At 48.5% G+C, this 16,321-nt stretch carries 18 protein-coding genes; 3 read left to right on the top strand and 15 right to left on the bottom strand.

Annotated features, from left to right (window positions below; all coding sequences use genetic code 11):
* Nucleotides 1–3: 3 nt before the first annotated feature.
* The 6 genes from ACJROR_RS00685 to ACJROR_RS00660 form a co-directional block, all read right to left on the bottom strand.
* Nucleotides 4–201, bottom strand: a complete 198-nt coding sequence (locus ACJROR_RS00685) for a hypothetical protein (RefSeq protein WP_406545421.1) — start codon at nt 199–201, stop codon at nt 4–6.
* A 294-nt stretch (nt 202–495) separates the two neighbouring features.
* A complete protein-coding gene (locus tag ACJROR_RS00680) occupies nt 496–618 on the bottom strand; it encodes a hypothetical protein (RefSeq protein ID WP_406545420.1) in 123 nt (40 codons plus the stop codon).
* Nucleotides 619–980: 362 nt separating this feature from the next.
* Nucleotides 981–1,310 (bottom strand): hypothetical protein, encoded by a 330-nt coding sequence (locus ACJROR_RS00675; RefSeq protein WP_406545419.1) that lies wholly within the window; start codon nt 1,308–1,310, stop codon nt 981–983.
* Nucleotides 1,311–1,403: 93 nt separating this feature from the next.
* Nucleotides 1,404–1,718 (bottom strand): helix-turn-helix domain-containing protein, encoded by a 315-nt coding sequence (locus ACJROR_RS00670; RefSeq protein ID WP_406545418.1) that lies wholly within the window; start codon nt 1,716–1,718, stop codon nt 1,404–1,406.
* A gap of 187 nt (nt 1,719–1,905) precedes the next feature.
* Nucleotides 1,906–2,844, bottom strand: coding sequence for a hypothetical protein (locus ACJROR_RS00665; protein ID WP_406545417.1), 939 nt, complete (start codon nt 2,842–2,844; stop codon nt 1,906–1,908).
* Between the two features lie 331 nt (nt 2,845–3,175).
* On the bottom strand, nt 3,176–3,556 hold the full coding sequence (locus ACJROR_RS00660; RefSeq protein WP_406545416.1) for a hypothetical protein: 381 nt from the start codon (nt 3,554–3,556) through the stop codon (nt 3,176–3,178).
* Between ACJROR_RS00660 and ACJROR_RS00655 the strand changes: the two genes are divergently transcribed.
* Complete coding sequence (locus ACJROR_RS00655; protein ID WP_406545415.1) at nt 3,531–3,782, top strand: ribbon-helix-helix protein, CopG family; 252 nt, start codon at nt 3,531–3,533, stop codon at nt 3,780–3,782. The genes ACJROR_RS00660 and ACJROR_RS00655 overlap by 26 nt on opposite strands.
* A gap of 1,498 nt (nt 3,783–5,280) precedes the next feature.
* The gene (locus ACJROR_RS00650; RefSeq protein WP_406545414.1) at nt 5,281–6,363 is read left to right on the top strand and encodes an AAA family ATPase; all 1,083 of its coding nucleotides are present in this window, start codon (nt 5,281–5,283) and stop codon (nt 6,361–6,363) included.
* 243 nt (nt 6,364–6,606) lie between these two features.
* Here the strand turns inward: ACJROR_RS00650 and ACJROR_RS00645 are convergent, their stop codons facing one another.
* The 7 genes from ACJROR_RS00645 to ACJROR_RS00615 form a co-directional block, all read right to left on the bottom strand.
* Nucleotides 6,607–7,461, bottom strand: coding sequence for a conjugal transfer protein TraF (locus ACJROR_RS00645; protein ID WP_406545413.1), 855 nt, complete (start codon nt 7,459–7,461; stop codon nt 6,607–6,609).
* 37 nt (nt 7,462–7,498) lie between these two features.
* Nucleotides 7,499–9,022, bottom strand: a complete 1,524-nt coding sequence (locus ACJROR_RS00640) for a TrbI/VirB10 family protein (protein ID WP_406545412.1) — start codon at nt 9,020–9,022, stop codon at nt 7,499–7,501.
* On the bottom strand, nt 9,022–9,993 hold the full coding sequence (locus ACJROR_RS00635; RefSeq protein ID WP_406545411.1) for a hypothetical protein: 972 nt from the start codon (nt 9,991–9,993) through the stop codon (nt 9,022–9,024). The genes ACJROR_RS00640 and ACJROR_RS00635 overlap by 1 nt, the downstream gene beginning before the upstream one ends.
* The gene (locus ACJROR_RS00630; RefSeq protein ID WP_406545429.1) at nt 9,983–10,687 is read right to left on the bottom strand and encodes a TraE/TraK family type IV conjugative transfer system protein; all 705 of its coding nucleotides are present in this window, start codon (nt 10,685–10,687) and stop codon (nt 9,983–9,985) included. Before ACJROR_RS00630 ends, ACJROR_RS00635 begins: the two co-directional genes overlap by 11 nt.
* A gap of 293 nt (nt 10,688–10,980) precedes the next feature.
* Complete coding sequence (traL, locus tag ACJROR_RS00625; protein WP_406545410.1) at nt 10,981–11,277, bottom strand: type IV conjugative transfer system protein TraL; 297 nt, start codon at nt 11,275–11,277, stop codon at nt 10,981–10,983.
* A gap of 426 nt (nt 11,278–11,703) precedes the next feature.
* A complete protein-coding gene (locus tag ACJROR_RS00620; RefSeq protein WP_406545409.1) occupies nt 11,704–12,720 on the bottom strand; it encodes a hypothetical protein in 1,017 nt (338 codons plus the stop codon).
* Nucleotides 12,721–12,723: 3 nt separating this feature from the next.
* Nucleotides 12,724–13,005, bottom strand: a complete 282-nt coding sequence (locus ACJROR_RS00615) for a hypothetical protein (RefSeq protein ID WP_406545408.1) — start codon at nt 13,003–13,005, stop codon at nt 12,724–12,726.
* A 27-nt stretch (nt 13,006–13,032) separates the two neighbouring features.
* Between ACJROR_RS00615 and ACJROR_RS00610 the strand changes: the two genes are divergently transcribed.
* Nucleotides 13,033–13,941 carry a hypothetical protein gene (locus ACJROR_RS00610; protein ID WP_406545407.1) on the top strand — a complete coding sequence of 303 codons (909 nt, stop codon included), beginning with the start codon at nt 13,033–13,035 and terminating at the stop codon, nt 13,939–13,941.
* 396 nt (nt 13,942–14,337) lie between these two features.
* On the opposite strand, the gene ACJROR_RS00605 is transcribed toward ACJROR_RS00610, so the two are convergent.
* Nucleotides 14,338–15,348, bottom strand: a complete 1,011-nt coding sequence (locus ACJROR_RS00605; protein ID WP_406545406.1) for a hypothetical protein — start codon at nt 15,346–15,348, stop codon at nt 14,338–14,340.
* 264 nt (nt 15,349–15,612) lie between these two features.
* Nucleotides 15,613–16,321, bottom strand: a 709-nt coding sequence (locus ACJROR_RS00600) for a type I restriction endonuclease subunit R, EcoR124 family (RefSeq protein ID WP_406545405.1), incomplete at its 5' end; no start/stop codon positions are given.

Here is a 16,321-nt window from a genome sequence, read left to right as displayed (position 1 = left end):
TCTTCAGAGCGCATTCAGATCATTAAGACCGTATTCCTCGTACAGCTGTTTCCGGTATTCCTTGTCAACACTGATACGCTGAATATCGTCATTCTTTCCCTGGGCAAGTAACTTTTGCAAAAGTAATGCAAGCTTTTCTTCTCCTACCTTACGGCCTATCTTACGGCCTTCCTTAATGGCGTCCCGCCTAATCTTCGCCATGGTTTTTGCCTCATCATATTCTGTCAAGCACTCCCAAACCATTTTCCGCCTCCGCCTTGCGTTCTAACAGAAAAAACTCACACGACCTGCTTCATGGCACCGGATGACACCATGCTCACCAAAATGTCAAACAGAACAAAAACTGAGAAAAAGAAATATCTTCAGCCTGACAAAACAGCAATGAATGAAAGTCGCTTCCTTATCTTCAGGCCGCATTCAGATCATTAAGACCGTATTCCTTGTACAGACATTTCCGGTGTTCCTTATCAACAAGGGACGCTGAGCATCTTCACTCTATCCCTGGGCAAGTGATTTTTGCAAAAGCAGCGAAAGTTTATCCTCTCCTTTCTCAATGCCTTCCTTGATACTGTCCCTCCTAATCTTATCCATGGTTTTGTTCTCATCATATTCTGTCATGCACTCCCAGACCACTTTCCACCTCCGCCTTGTGTTTTAACAGAAACGGCTTAATTAAAGAATCTTGCGGTAAGCACAAGAGCATCTCGCAAAACCACCTCCGTGGGCAAAACAACTGCCGGGAGAAGTCCGGGAATCGCAATGGCGCCAAAGGGCGCTGAACTGGCCGGTCGCGCAGGCTGATATAAAAATCCCCGGAAAGGCGTTTTCTCCCCCCGGGGAATGGAAGGGCTTTGAAGACCTCTGCCATCAGCTGGCTGGGCACAGGTCAGAGCCAGGCAAATCGGAACAGTGCATTGTTCCGGAAACAAAAATGTCTTCAGCCGGTCAAAATCGTGATAAAGAAAGACATTCCCTTATCTTCAGGCCGCATTCAGATCATTAAGACCGTATTCCTTGTACAGATATTTCCGGTGTTCCTTATCAACAAGGGCACGCTGAGCATCTTCGCTCTTTCCCTGGGCAATTAACTTTTGCAAAAGCAGCGAAAGTTTATCCTCTCCTTCCTCGCGACCTTGCTCACGGCCTTCCATAAGGTATTCCTTCTTAAACTTCGCCAGGAATTTGGACTTTTTATATTCTGCGGTACACATACCAATCACCTCCGCCTTGTGTTTTAACAGAAACGGCTTTATTAAAGAATCATCCGGTAATTTATCAATTGCCAGACCGACAACTCGCTTCATCATCATTATCGGGTTTTCGGATCTGATTTTCCGAACTTCATGAAAGCTGGTTGGGCCGGTTAGATGCCGCCTCCCTGGTTTGACTTTTCGCCGCCGGTTTTACTGTGCGACTGAAATAAACGGCAATGGCTCTAACCGATTCCGGGCGAGGAAACTCATCAGCCGGCAAGCCGAACCCCGAGGATGCGTCCTGCCCCGCTCCCAGGCTGCAACCGTTTTTACGGATACGCCAAGGTAATTTGCGAAAACACTCTGGCTCATCCGGGCCTGCATGCGGATTTCACGAATCTGATCCTTATTGAACTCAGCCACGGGATCAATTTTGTAAGTGAAAGTCCGAGATGCCCCTGATCCCTTTGCATAGTCAATCGCCTGAAGCAATCCTTCCTGAAGATCATTGAAAAGAGCGCTCATTTTTGCTGCCTCCTGTTTCGTTCTGCGTCATGAAGTGATTTTACCAGTTTCCTTCATATTTTTTTTCTTATTGTCTGAAATTATGCGAGCTCGGATATTCTTCTGATATAAAAATCGAAGGTTTAGAGAGTACGAATGAAAACACTGTTTGTTTATGGGGTGCGTTGAGAGCTAAATTTATGAATATTTACAGGGCCCATGGTCTGGAATCCTCCGGGGCGGAGTCATCGTCCAGGAAGTTCTGGGCGCAGGTCGGTGTGAGGTCGTAGCGGCGGATGATTGCATCTTTAATCTGCGCTTCTGGTACGTTGATGAATCTGTAAGCGCTGATATCCTCTTTTATCTTCTCTGTCCTCTCGGACGTCATCTTCACATATTCAGGGCTGAACATAGTCATCATGATTTTTTCCACCTCAGGTCGGTGTTCCTCTAGGTACCTTACGAGATAGCCCTTCTCGATGCACAAGTCAATCGTCGCAGTTACAGCCTGCTGCCGTTCCTCCGGCGTATTCGCTTTGAGGACGTTCTCATCCCGGATGCGGCAGAATCCCATATATTCCTCAATGATGCCGCCCTTGTACTCCCCGTGAATGATCCTTGCCTTGAATTCCGGCTTGTTCGGATCGCCGCCGAAGAATTCCTGATTCAGGGAGAGAACATCCTTCTCGACCTTCTTCTTGCCCGTATAGATCACGAAAGCCTCTGCGTCCGGCACCTCCGCTTTGACGGAACTGCGCAGGTCAGCCTTCCGAATCTTCAGATAGCTCATGGCGGAATCGAAGTAGCAGTCCATGAGGCGGAAAATGATGTTCACGCTCCATGCGGACTGCGCCTCGGCCAGCACGATCAGTTTGCCTCTGGCCAGAAGTCCCAAGTCGTTATACGGATGAATCGTGAGCGCATAATCCAGTGTCACCAACTCCAGATCATCTTCTGTGATCGCAGTGTCTTGCGGAAAAAGCTCCTTGTAAAGCTGAAGCTGATACTCCTTGTGCATGAACAACTTCAGGAACACTGAATTCTTTGCCTGACGGTTCACGCGATCCTGCTTCATGACATCCAGCTCATGCTTATAGGCATCCCGCTCCGCCACGACTTCCTTATAGGCCGGTTTCTTCTCAGCCACCGCGTTCACCTCCCTGATTTTCCTCGCAGTCCCTGCGGATTGGGCAATCGGACACCTATAGGTTACAGCTCGAAGCACGCCGCATCGCAACGTGTTTTCCGCTGATTTTAGGGACAAAAATGTCAAAAAAAATCCCAGCGTTAGCCGTTCCATTATCGTTGGACAGCTTTGCCGGGAAAGTATGACGAGTGCTAATGCACCCTATTGATTTTAGTTATAACCGCAAAAGCCAAACTGCGCAGAATATTATTAGCCATATTATGATAAAAATCACAAAACAAAGAGGAGTACTGAAAAAAAGTTCCGTTTCCCGCACGATCATAATCAGCGCTCAAATCAAGCTGGATTCTAACGATCCCCCTGAAATGATGCCAAGAGCCGGCACGGGACTGTATCTCCGTGGCATAAGAATACCAAAACCCTGAATGCGTTTCCCCATCGCAGCAGGCAGTTTCATTGCGGCAATCCTGTTTTTCAGGATCTGCATGACGGAGAAGCGGGGCAGTTTTGCCGAGGAGCGTTTCACCGCCTTCTCCTCCTCCCCAGTCCGGGAGGCAGTCCGGCACAGCGCATCTCTCGGACAAAGCCGGTCTGCACAAGCGACCTCAATACATTCATTGTATTTTTCAACATGCTGTGATATGACTGCTAACAATAGTGATATCGCCAATCTCAGGAGGCTCATTATGGCATTAGCAAAAAGTGTCAGCATTAGCTGCAATCCTGATCTGTTAAACAAGCTTAATGAGTATTGCTCAGAAAGAGGATGTTCTCGCAGCTGGTTTGTAAATCAGGCTATTGAGCACTACATGGCTGAACTCGAGGATCTTGAAGATCGCGAGGATTATGAAGAGGGGGAAACGGCATGGCACGAACATATTAAAAGCGGGGGCATTACATATCCTGCCGACGAGGTGTTTAAGGAAGCAGATTTATGAAAGTTGTTTTTGCTGTAAAAGCCAAAAAATAACCAGAACTCTGACCATATGATAAATTGCTGATTCTCATTAGAGGCACTCCTGTTATTCAAGTCAGGATATACAGATTCCAACAGAAGCGCAGCACCATATCTGCCGTTCTGGTAAGCGGCATAATGTTAATACGCTCTCCCTCGAAGTTGTTGTCCGGAAAACAGTCCGGCATAGGTCATAACTCGGGCATAGCCAGCCTGCGCAATCAATACTGGCCGGAGCAGAAGTCAAAGTTCCAAGGAACAATAATTAGGAAGGGAAGACGCCTCCGGCGCTTCCCGGTTAATGATTAAAGGGGAGCTGCCCCTTTACCCCGAAAACTGCCTCGTGTTCCCAAAATTGAAGCGCCTGGCTGTCTCTTGAGGCCGGAATAAGGGGATATACAGCGACTTTATGCACATCCTCAGGCATGGGCAAAACGCAGAAGCCGCACCAGCTTTACCTATGCGGGAAACCTGTTTGTCAGGAAGGGATTCATCATAGATCCCCTCCCATCACCAAAAAGCACCGGAAGGACAAAGGCCAGCTCCCGCATTACATGCAACATGCAGACACCATGAGACGGCCCAACCCCACGCACGAGGGTTGCACACAGGAAAATACCTTTCCGCCAGCGCAAAATAAAAAAGCGACATCTTTTGGTTGGTGAGGGCTGGTTGGGCAGGTTAGATGCCGCCTTCTTGGTTCAGGATTTTTGCTGTTGCACCAGATCACTAAATTCCTGATGGCATTTAAAAAAGTTCCGGATTCCTTGAATTCTTCGGTAAAAGCACTGCAACCGAATTCTCCTTTTTTGGAAACAGCCTTTTTTGGAAACAGGCTACCATCAAAGTGGAATGCACATCAATACCAATGGCCGAAAAATACATGGCCGTGAATACGACAATTTGTGATGACCCGGTACTGACTTACGGCACGTTATGACTTATAATCAAAATTGTAGTCATCCGATTCAGTTTAGGCGGCTATGCGGAGATGGGCAAATCTGCAAAAATGAGTTTATACTTCCGCAGCATTTTTTACAGAGTGTCGAGCCTCTAAATGCGTATGCGTTTCTCATTAACCCCAGTTTTCTATCAGTTTTTTGCAAATGCCAAAAAAGGAACAGGGGGTGCAGGCATGTCACCTCCGTTTTTGATCGTGTCACTTTTCAAATTTCGTTACCGTGGATGGCCTCCAAGTTTCTCCTTTTCCCCAAAAAAAGTATTGTCCCTCATCTCAAATTCATGGGCAGGCTCTAAAGCCTTATGGGTTTTCAAAAAGGCAAACTTATGTACCGAACTTTGAACTTACCACGGCCTGACGCCTTCTTTCATGGGGGATGCAGAGATAAAACGGCCATACTCTGGGGATTTGTACTGTAAATAGCTCGTATTGCGATAAAAGTGGGCTCTTGTGAAATATGATGATAAGGAGAGAAATCTCTTGCCTCTATGGGGCTATTTAGATATTTCGGAGAATAACGGTGGAACAGTTATATATTAAAGAAATAAATATCCTTAAAGTGAGACATCTTCACAATCTAAAAATTATTATTTCCTCAGAAGGAGAAGGTAAACGTCATTTAATTCTTACCGGAAATAATGGAAGCGGGAAAACCAGCCTGCTTGAAGCTATTCAGACATATCTCTATTCAGTTTCAAAAACTAACGATCCTTATGAATCGAGACAGCTTTTGGAATTTAACAAGAATGCTCTTGAGAATGCTAAAAAGAAAAATGATCAAAATCAAATTCTTCAAATAGAAAAAAGCATCAGTTTATGTGAGGAAAAAATTGAAAAGTCAACAGCTGGAGTTGATTTGGAATTTTCAAAAGAACCGAGTGAGATTAAATTGGCTTTTGAACAGGGAGACTTTATTCTATCATATTATGGAGCGACAAGAGCGTTTCATTCTCCAGAACCAAAGCATGTTGAGAAAACAATTTTAAAAGACAGCTACAGCATAAAGGAAAGTACCAGATCTATATTCCTCTCGTATCTTCTTGACTTGAAAATGACACAAGCACTTGCCATAGTAAAAAAAGATAACAAAAAGGCGCAGGAAATTGAAGAATGGTTTGACAGACTGCAAGAGATATTAAGAGGTATCTATGATGATCCGTCGCTTCTTATAAAATTCAATGAAGACACATTCAAGTTTTCTCTCATTGTTAAAAACCGTGAACCTTTTGATTTCAATACTGCTTCAGATGGTTTTTCTGCGATTTTGGATATCATCATAGACCTGATTCTTCGAATGCAACGGCAGGATAAACGAGTAACCAAGTTCCTGATGCCTGGAGTTGTGCTGATCGATGAAATCGAAAATCATCTGCACTTGGAACTTCAAAAGAAGGTGCTCTCTGCATTGACTGAATTGTTTCCCAACATTCAATTTATAGTTACAACACACTCCCCTTTTGTACTGAACAGTATTGCTAATGCCACAGTGTACGATCTGGAAAGACATATATTGGTAAAAAAGGGACTTTCTGATGCCAGTTACAGTGGCATTGTGGAAGGATATTTCAAACAGGATGAGCTGTCATCAGACCTTCGCGAATAACTTAATGAGTATCGATCACTGACAAAAAAACATGGTCGCCAGGATCGAAAATGCAGCTTTAGAATGAGACAGGTACAACCGGAAGAATCCGGATGACCGGGACTATATCGACAGAGTTCATGGAAAATCAGGTAACCCGAGAACACCGCAGTTTGTCCCAGCAGGGAATTAAACCCCGCATAGGATTATTCCATGGGGCTATCGTCATCCCGGGGCGTTTTTCCCTCTTCTGCCGCCATGCCCTTACTTGTACTCATCATCCTGCTCCAGCACTCCCAGAAGACGCCCGGCAGCCACAATGCGGTTTTCGGTTTCCCGGGGACTCAGGAGAGAGGCTGAGACCGTAACATACTGGCGATCCGTCCCGGGAGCCGCCAGCACCAGAGCCGGCACGGAGGTGATCCCCAAAACCCCGGCCATGGCGGGATCCGAAACGTTCCGGATGGCTCCCGGCACAGGGAGGAGCCCCTGATCCAGGGATATCCCCAGCACCTGAAAACCGTACCCCCGCAGTCTCTCCACCTCTCGCAGGGCTTCCCGGCAGTAGGGACAGGAGCTCCGGTACAGAAAAAACAGTCCCGCCCGTTCCGAGATCCGCCGGAGATCCAGCTCCCGAGCCTCTTCCGCCATTCTGTCCTGAAGCTCCCGTCCCCGGCCGTAATCCGCCCGGCCCCGGGATTCGTCAAGCTCCGGATGAAGAAGCGGCATGAGCTTAGCCGCGCCGGCAAAGTTCTGGCTCTTATCCATGCTCATCTTCTGAAGCTCAAAGTACGCCCGGACATTTTCCGGAGTGGGAGCATCCAGAGCCCGTTCAAGATAAAGGGGGAGCGCCTTCTTAAGATATGCTGCGGCATAAAGGCCGTCCGCGGAGTATTCCGGCGGCGGAATAACGGGAGCTCCTGACTCCGGAGGAGGCTCCGGAAGCGGCGGGAGCGGCTCTTCATCCGGGGCTTCCGGTTCCTCCGGGGGATCCTGATACCAAAACCATCCCTCCCCGTGCTTCTGATAGTAGGAGCTCCCGCCGGCTCTTCGCATCCCGGGATCCCCCGCCCGGACATAACCGGAAATCAGGAGGAGGGGTACGAATATGAGGATCATGCATAAGAAAGCTGTTCCGGAACTGGTCTTCATCTTGTTAGAGCCCCTCCCCGGAATTCCGGTAAAAGCCGCTTCCCGCGCCCTCCCGGCCCCGAAAATCAAACTCCAGAGCCACCCCTTCGGTGACAATGATGTCTATTCTCCGGGAGGCATCGATTTCCAGCACCGGAAACATGCTGTCCGCAAGCCTGAGATAAAAGTCCGCCACCCGATCCAGAGCCTTCCCGGCTCCGGACACCGCAGCGCTCCTTAAGGCATCCCGGCTGTAGACGCTCTGATACTGGGTAGTGTGGGTGCCCACGGTGCTTATCACCGGCACCGGGTTAACGTCAAAGGCTCCCGCCAGCCCTTCCAGAAAACCTGCCGTGAGAGATCGCGCAATGAGCCGTCCCTGCTTGGAAACCAGCCGCCCTCTTACTCCCGCCTTGCCGTCCTCGCCGGAAATGTAGGCACTGAACTTCTGCTCCGCCACCCGGCCCGAGCTCCCCATGCAGGAAAGCTTTTCCGCCCGGAGATAAACCCGTTCGGAGCTGAGATCCCCGTAGCCTGCCGCCAGCACAAAGCAGCCGGAGAGATCATAGCGGCCGTCCCCCGGGAGAATGGCGGACTTGTCCAGGTTGATGAGCACCGGAAAGGGATCACCCCGGGCCTCATCCCTGGTGGGAGCGTCGAGACCGGTAAGAAGATACCCGCTCATGATGGTTCCGGCCGGAAGATAAACCTGTCTCTTCCCGGAGGATCTGCCGGAAGGATCCCCGGGAACTTTTTTTGCGGCAGCACTGGCGGAAGCGGATTTTCCGGAAGCATTGCCATAGGAACCACCCGAAGACGCTGATCCCGGGGATCCCGAACCTCCGATTCTTCTTATCTGCCTCTTGACCGGCGGCTTATACTGCGGAGACGGCTTCGGAGGCTCCAGCGGAATCTCCTCAAACACAAACTCCTCCCGGATATCATGGGAATGTGATCCCGTCTGGGCCAGATCCCGGGAAAGCGCCTCCGGATCTCCGGGACAGTTCTCGCCGAAGCAGGCTCCCTCGGGCACTAAAGAATCCCGGGAGTCCGGGGAATTATCTTCGCCCCTGCCGCTCACGCTGCCGTCTCCCGCTAAAGCATCCTCCCCTTCCCGGGCGGCATCCTCCTTCCGGAGCTCCCGGAGTCTCTTGGGAAGGAGACTCTTGATCACCCGGAACTCATTCAGCATGTCATCGATCTCCTTCAGGCGGGCGGTAATCTTTTCGGGATCCTGACCGCCGCCTCCCAGAAGTCCGGCGTTCTTCCTGATAAGATCCATTTCCCGCCGCATCTCCCGGAGCTCGCCCCGGAGGAGATCCTCTCTTTGCCGCATAAGGTCCACTGAGGCGGCGAGACTGTCCACGCCTACCTCTCTGGTGTTGATATCAGAAAACACATTCTTAACCGTTTCCCGATCCCGGTGCCGTTCCCGGGGATTCTGCCCGCCCAGAGTCAGGGCCAGAAGTCCGATAACGGCGGCGGCCCCGGCCCAGGTGAACATTCTCTTCATGCCGGGACTCAGGTTTTCCAGAAACTTCATGTCCATCAGAAATTCCCCTGAAAGGCTGCCAGAATCCGCCGCCGGCCCTGAGGCAATATTTCGGTGGTGTTAAGAATGCTGAATCCCAGAATGCGTTTCCCTTCGCAGCGGGCCATGGTTTTTATGGCAAGCTTGTTTTTCAGAACCAGCATGACGTAGAGATAGGGGCCGGAACGCCAGGCGCCGGAAAACTCCGTTTCCTGGTAGCCGCTGCAGAGGGTGTCGGTTTTCCCGAGAAGCTTTTTTACCGCGCTCTCCGGAACAAAGGTGTAGCCCGGGATCTCCTCGGGGATCTCCGCTGATTTGTCAAGAGCCCGCCAGATCCCGGAGAAGCCCCGGGAAAGCGCGGTTTCCCGGCTTACGGGAGTCCGGCTGTCCCGGGCGGCCTCAGGATCTCCGGCCGGGGTCTTAAGAGGCTCCGGGAGCGGGATCGTGTAGCTTCTGGCCCTTCCCGAAACCGGCGTCAGCTCCAAAAGAAAGCTTATTCCGGGATTGTCCTCCGGGGACACGAACAGGGTCAGGGGTTCCTCGGATTCCGGGAGCACGTAAAGAGCCCCGCCCTCGGTTTTGATCTCCCCTTCGGCCACAGTGCTCACCGTGATCCCGGAAAAGGGAAACAGAATGCGGTTAAGATCATTCCGGGCGATCTTGAAGCTGAAGCGAAACTCCGGCGGGAGCACGCCGGCTTCTCCCGCATAGGCGTCGGAGTAAAGAGCCGTGCCCATGACAATGATGAAAAAAGCCATGATGCCGAGAAGGGTTCTCAGGATTAGCCCCATGGTCTCCTGCTTTATCCGGCTCCGTTCTTTGGTGTTATCCCCGGTGTTATCTCCGGCGCTATCTCCGGCGCTATCTCCGGTGTAATCTCCGGTGTAATCTCCGGTATTCGTTATGGCAGAATCCCGGGGATCCTCCAGGGGGTTAGCGCTGACGAGAGCGCTCTTCATGGTTTGCTCCGGGGTGGTACTAATAGTCATATCCGCTGTTCCTTATTTCATCGTTAAAGCTGTTACTGCTGCCTGTTAAGCCTCCCGGGTTCCCGGAGGCTCTCTCGGCCTCCCGGCGGGAGCGGCGATTCTCACGGGCCCGGAGCTTTTCCCGTACCTTGGCGGTGCGGGCGCTCCCCTGGTAGGTGTCCATGCGGGACAGGAGGGGCATGTAGTTCTGGATCTCAATCAAAAATTCGTAGGTTCTTTCCTTGCGGCGTTCGTCGCCGCCGGGGCCCACGGCCACGCTCTGACCGGTGACAAACACGAGGCCGGAGCTCTTTTCATACTGGACGAGCCGGGGCTCAAAGCGGAGGCTTACCCTGTCAAACCGCATCTCCTCGGCCTGGGTGTTAAGAGCGGTCATAAATTCGCCGAACACCCGGGGAGACAGGATGGGAGCCACGGATTCCTTGAGAAACTCGGTGTTTCCGGGGGTGGCATTCCCAAGAAGCTGGGCGAGGTAAAGGCCCCAGGACTTCAGGAGTCCTTCGTCCGCCTGTCTCCGGGAGACTGAGACCCGGGAGTCCAGCACCGGGGGCACCAAAACTACGGTTTCGTCCCGGAAGAGAAGGCCCAGAGCCAGAGCCAAGTTGGCTGCCGTCAGGACGGCGGTCAGGGCCGCCAAACTGAAAACCGCCATCCTAAGCCCCTGCCATGAGGTTAGTAAACGCTGTAGGTTCATCATGATCTCCTGTCATGGGTTTTTGCTGTTCTCCTGATCAGGGTTCTTCCGAAATGATCCGGAGCCGGATTCTTCCTGCGTGGTCTTTTTATGCTGCTGTCATGGTATGCGGCTCCGGCTCTGGGCCGCGTAAGTGTTCTTCTGGTATGTTCCTGTATCATGGTTTCTGTCGTGCGGTGTCTGCGGGTGTAAGTTGTGTGAGGGACAGGCAATGAATTTCTGTCATGTTCCGGTGTCTTAATTTCCGGTGCCTCATTTTTTGGTGTCTTAGTTTCTGGTATCTCAATACTTTCCTACCGTAATTCCGGGATACAGCCGAATTCCCGGATGTAGGGGTTGGGAAAAATTCTCCCCCGGGCCGGACTTAAACCGTGCCAGTAGAGGAAATGGGCCAGAAAGCCGTCCTGGCTGTTTTCGAGGCAGCGGCGGTAAAAATGGGTGATAAGAAGTCCCGCTCCGGTGCAGATAAAGGCCTGCCCTATTTGCATGCCGATAAAGAGTCCGGCCAGAAGCGGCGCAATTTCATCCACCGACCAGAGGAGAAGCACCGGAGGGTCATCCAGGTAACGGGGGATTTCGATCTGAGTCATAGCTGATCCTGTTTAAGTTCCTGTTGTTGCAAAGTTAGTGTTTCGTTTAATGTTCTGAGTTATTGTTCGGAATCGCGGGGTACGGCTCGGCTGGTTCATGATTCCAGTCAAGTACGGTTGCAGCTGATTCCGGGGGCAAGGCGCAGCAGCTTCTGGTTAAAGGGCACAGCGGTTCCTGATTACAGGGGCTGCTATCCTGATTACAGGGACAGCCATCCTGATTACAAGGCTGCCGTTCCTGATCACAGGGCATGGTCGTTCCTGATTACAGGGCATGGCTGTTCCTGATCACAGGACAAAGCCACTCCTGATCACAGGACAAAACCGCTCCTGATCACAGGACAAAACCGCTCCTGATCACCAATGATTCCTGATAAAGGGAATTAACGAAGCTGCTGGTTACAGCATGGTTAAAGCCTTGCTTTGTTACGATTCCGGGGGAAAATGCGTGTTCGCAGCCGGGGTCATAAGCATGGCCAGTTTTTTAAGTAGCTCGGGGTTTTTGCTATCCGAACGCTGTGCTGCTTTCAGATAGGTCAGTCTTAGTAATACTTTCTTAAGGGGCACACGGACAAAGGAAATATTATTCTGAGATATCCAGGTCGGGACGTTATTGCAACGGGGATTCTTTAAACAGGCGTTCTTCAAATGAGCCTGATTCGGTAATTCCAGCACAGTCGCAGACTGGGGGACGGACAAAGAACGAGACGAGGGGCCAGACAAGGGGCGAGACACGGGTATCTTCTTCAAATTCAAATGATATGGCAGAGGGCCGGTTTTTAAATAAGCGGTTTCCGAAACAGCAGCGGTTTTAACATAAGCCGAACTCGAAAAGGTCTTCAAAAGGCAGTTCTTTAATTGGCCGCTCTTCAAACGGGCTGGCTGCTGGCATTTCTTCAAAAGCTCAGACTGGAAGTCTGACAAGGAACGAGTCGAGGAGCCAGACAAGGAATGGAACAAGGTGCCTGACAAGGGACGAGGCGAGGAGCCAGACAAGGAACGGAACAAGGTGCCTGACAAGGGACGAGACGAGGGGCCAGACATGAGGCGAGACAAGGGGCGAGACCCAGAGATCATCTTCAAATTCAAACGAAATGACAGAGAGCTCATTTTTGAATAAGCGGTTTTCGAGACAGTGGTTTTCAAGGCAGCAGAATGCGGAAAGGCAGAATGCGAAAAGGTCTTTACATTGACAGTCTTCAAACGCACCGGCTCCGGGGATTTCTGCACAAGCGAAGACCGGGGGTCTGACAATGTGTCTGAAGAGGAATGCGCAGACGAGGGGTTAGTCTTTGCATGAATTGGCTTTAAAAAAGCTGACAAATCAAATGACAGCAGGCTGACTTTCCTAAACTCGCCACGCGGGTTGTTTTTGGAAAGCGCGACAGCAGGCTTAACAGCAGATTTAACAGCGGAGTGTTCAGAGTTCTTGGTTGTGGTCATGGTTTATAGTTCCTGTTCAAGTAAATCACTAGAGGGCCGGGCTGAGATGTGCAGCGTAAGGCCGTACAAGATGGCTCCTCCTGTTATAAGTCCGCCCCCGAAAACTGTCGGCAGCAATGCCGGGGGCACCAAAAAGGGAATAAGCAAAACCGGAGCGGCACCGATCTGAAAAGCAGCTCCCAATGTGCAGATCCGGTAAACACGAGGTACCGGGAGATAGCCGTCCCTGATTCTAAGATAGCGGGTAATGCCGCTGTCTATGAGGAGAGCCAAGATTAGGATCAACGCTGCCGGGATTTCTCCTGAAAGTATATGCCAAACGGCTCCGAAATAAATAGAGAGGAGCCGGAGGCGATCCCGGGCGGAGAGCACGTCTGTCCTGAGGGGGATGGGTTCTCCCCGGTAAAAGGCATCCAGGAGCTTCCGGGGGAGCATCTCCCGCTCCCGGCGGAGCTGTTCCCGGAGGCGGCGCTTTTCAGGGAGAGGGAGGCCTTTGAGAGAATGCTCCTTAAGCTCACGGTATTCCTGAAAGGCGATGGCCTGATCCGCCAAAACGATGGCGAGCTCTTCTCCGGGGGAAAGGGCACGGCGGTTGTGGGTACTGCGAGGATCGTGAAGGTCGCTTGGGTAACGATGGTCAAGGTCTTGAGGAGCTTGAAGATCACGATGATCATGATGAGCATGGTAGCCGGGGTGATCATTGTAACTCCGTTCATCGAGATTGCTGATGCTGAGATCCCCAGAGAAAGAATCATGCTGCTGAGACTGAAAGCGGCGGTTTTGAGAAGCGGAATTGTTAGAGACCAGAGACTGGGAGGAAGGTTTATCCGCCCTTTTCTGCCGATCCGCTCTATCCGCCCTCTCCTGTCTGTCTGCTTGAGCATGGACGTGAGTCTCCTGGCAAGCGAAAGTCTGATTGGTTTTCTCTTCAATAAACTCCTTGTCCCTTGCCATGGTGATAAGAGCCGATTCAAAGGCATGGGTGGCAGGATTATCCAGAGATGGGAAGGAAAGAACCCGGGAAGTGAAGCTACGTGGTGTATCGTTATGTGTGGTGCCGTTCTGTTCGTTTCCGGAAGATGCTGGAGTACCTTGGATGCGTGCGGAAAGCTCCAGCCCGCCATGAAGACGGCATACTCCAGTGAGGAGGGTATCGCTAGGCATAAGCAGGGATGCTCCAATACCGGTGAGAAAGCCGGTGAGCATGACCAGCATGCCTAACGAAGGAAGTCCGGGTTCCGACATGATTGTTCCTTGAGTGCGAGGTTTTTGACGGATGCTATGATAACAGGGAAAAATTTTGGGGTTGCAAAATAACCCTTAGCAGAAGGCGGGAGATGGCTTGGGTAAAGGGTTGAGGAGGTTAATCATATGATGGAAATTGTGTGATAATGCTGGGTTAACTGAGGAAAGATAGGTTTTGGGTAAAAAAGGCTTAAAGCTCATCTAGTTTGTCTCGAGGCCAAGACAAAGACAACGATCTACCGCCGGGGGACATCAGTCCCCGCGGTTAAATCATCTCGAATATCCATACAAGATGGGCAAAAAACAATCAGTACTTTTGTCAGAAATGTGTTCAATCAATACAACAATGACTTTGTGTATCAAGTACCTCTGCTAATCTTGATTTTGAGCATTATTCATAGATTTGTAATATTCATCTCGAATATCTAACAACAATTTGTTGGTCTTTTCAACTTTTAAAAACTTAAATGACTGAACAGATGCCCAATTATAGATTGATTTTAACCAATTTTGAATGGACTGAATTTCACCTGTATCGTAAATCTTAACATCTCCATCAGATTGAAGCGTCGCTTTTTTACCCATTCTTGTATCAATTAAAACTGTATTAGGCTCTATCAAATTCAATCTTAACAGATCATCTATGTTTAAACGTTTCTTTCTCTTAATGGATGATTTACTAGCATTGCCTCCAATTAACTGATTTTGAATAGGAATATAAAAATCGCTATATTCCGATATTGGAAGTACTTTTTTTACATCCAGAATTATCTTTTCATCATGCGTTTTATAAGGCTTAATTTCGAAACAGGATATTTTGACGTTATTATTGTTAAGCCAAGCTACAGCAGATAAGGTTTGTTCGTCAAATTCTGAAGCGATAAGTATTATCCTTTGACTTCTATTAAATTTTTTCTGATCAATTTCGTTTTCGTTAAGAAAATCTTTGATTCTTTGTAAGGCAATTTCAGTAAAATTTGGGTGTTTGCCTGAATCATTACTAAATTCAATTTTATGCTTTTCAACGTAAGGCTGAAAAACATATGTGACAAGTTTGTCAATTGAATCTATAGTTGCACAACTGGCGGCATAACGTATAGCCTGAAATTCAAGCGGTTCTTTTCTGTGTTCTATATCTATTTTATCACGTTTGATCTCAATAAGAACCAAATTACCTTCATTATCGATCGCAGTAAGATCACTACGTGCCTTTTTCTCATTTGTTACCTGTTGTCCAACAATAAAAATAGATTCATCATCATCGCAAATAATATTAATATTCTTCCTAATTAACTCTTCCAAATGACATTCTTTATACCCTATTTCAGAAAAAGTAGTTTCTTCAATATCTTTAATTTCATGATTATCTGATAACAAATACATATTAACACTCATCCTTTAATACAAAACAACAAGGCATGTAGTCAAAATTTACTATTTTACCAAAGACAAAACCACACTGTATACAGATTATAGTTAAGTTTTACATTCATAGTTTATTTCCATTCTTATCTACAATTATAGCTGCAATAGAGTCAAATTTAACCGATAGAACCAACTTTCAGAAAAACATTTTTCAATAGCATATCCGTATGTTAATTCAAATACAGTCACATTTTCTAACTCAAAACAATCGGGCCATAAAATTTAAAAATCACATCCACAATTTAAAATAAATTTACGTAGTAAATCATCAAACTTAATATTTACTTTCGGTCTAGATAGCTGTGTGCCTGTTTTCTTTTCAAAGTATAATTTAGCAAGTTCAGGTTTTACAGTAGACTTAAGAGAATCAAACCGTCCAAACTCATTTAAATTATTATCACTAGGATGTAACAATAAGATATTTCTTAACATTTGTTCATCCAAACCAAAAGTCAGGGCAAATTTATGGATTTTATCATTTTGTGCATTAGCGGCGTATTCCATCACATAGTCCCTGAAAGATTTTCCTGGAACAGGAATCACATCACCGCATTGAATATCATGAAGGAAAATATTTGCAAACTTTTGTTCTTCCTGCGATAGCGTGGCAAATGTTTTATGAAGTTCATCTTCAGCTTTGCGCAAATCATCAGCACCCTCTCCGCTAGTATGAAGTAATTTGGTATACTTCTCAAAACGGGAATTCATATAATCAAAATCGATCCTAGCAGTGGAAATAGGTAAGATGCACCCTTCAAGATCATATGGGACATTAGAACTACCATTGCTACTATGCCCGTTAAAAAGGTCTTTGTACCTTTGTACAAGAATCTGATATGTAGTTTCATCTAGTCTGACAGTAACTTGCTGATCATTTCCATTATCTTCATCTTTTATACAATAATCCAAGCAATCCCATTTGAATCCTTGA

This window comes from Succinimonas sp. (assembly GCF_045225735.1).
Classification (GTDB): domain Bacteria; phylum Pseudomonadota; class Gammaproteobacteria; order Enterobacterales; family Succinivibrionaceae; genus Succinimonas.
This window is presented reverse-complemented; position numbering and strand designations above follow the sequence as displayed.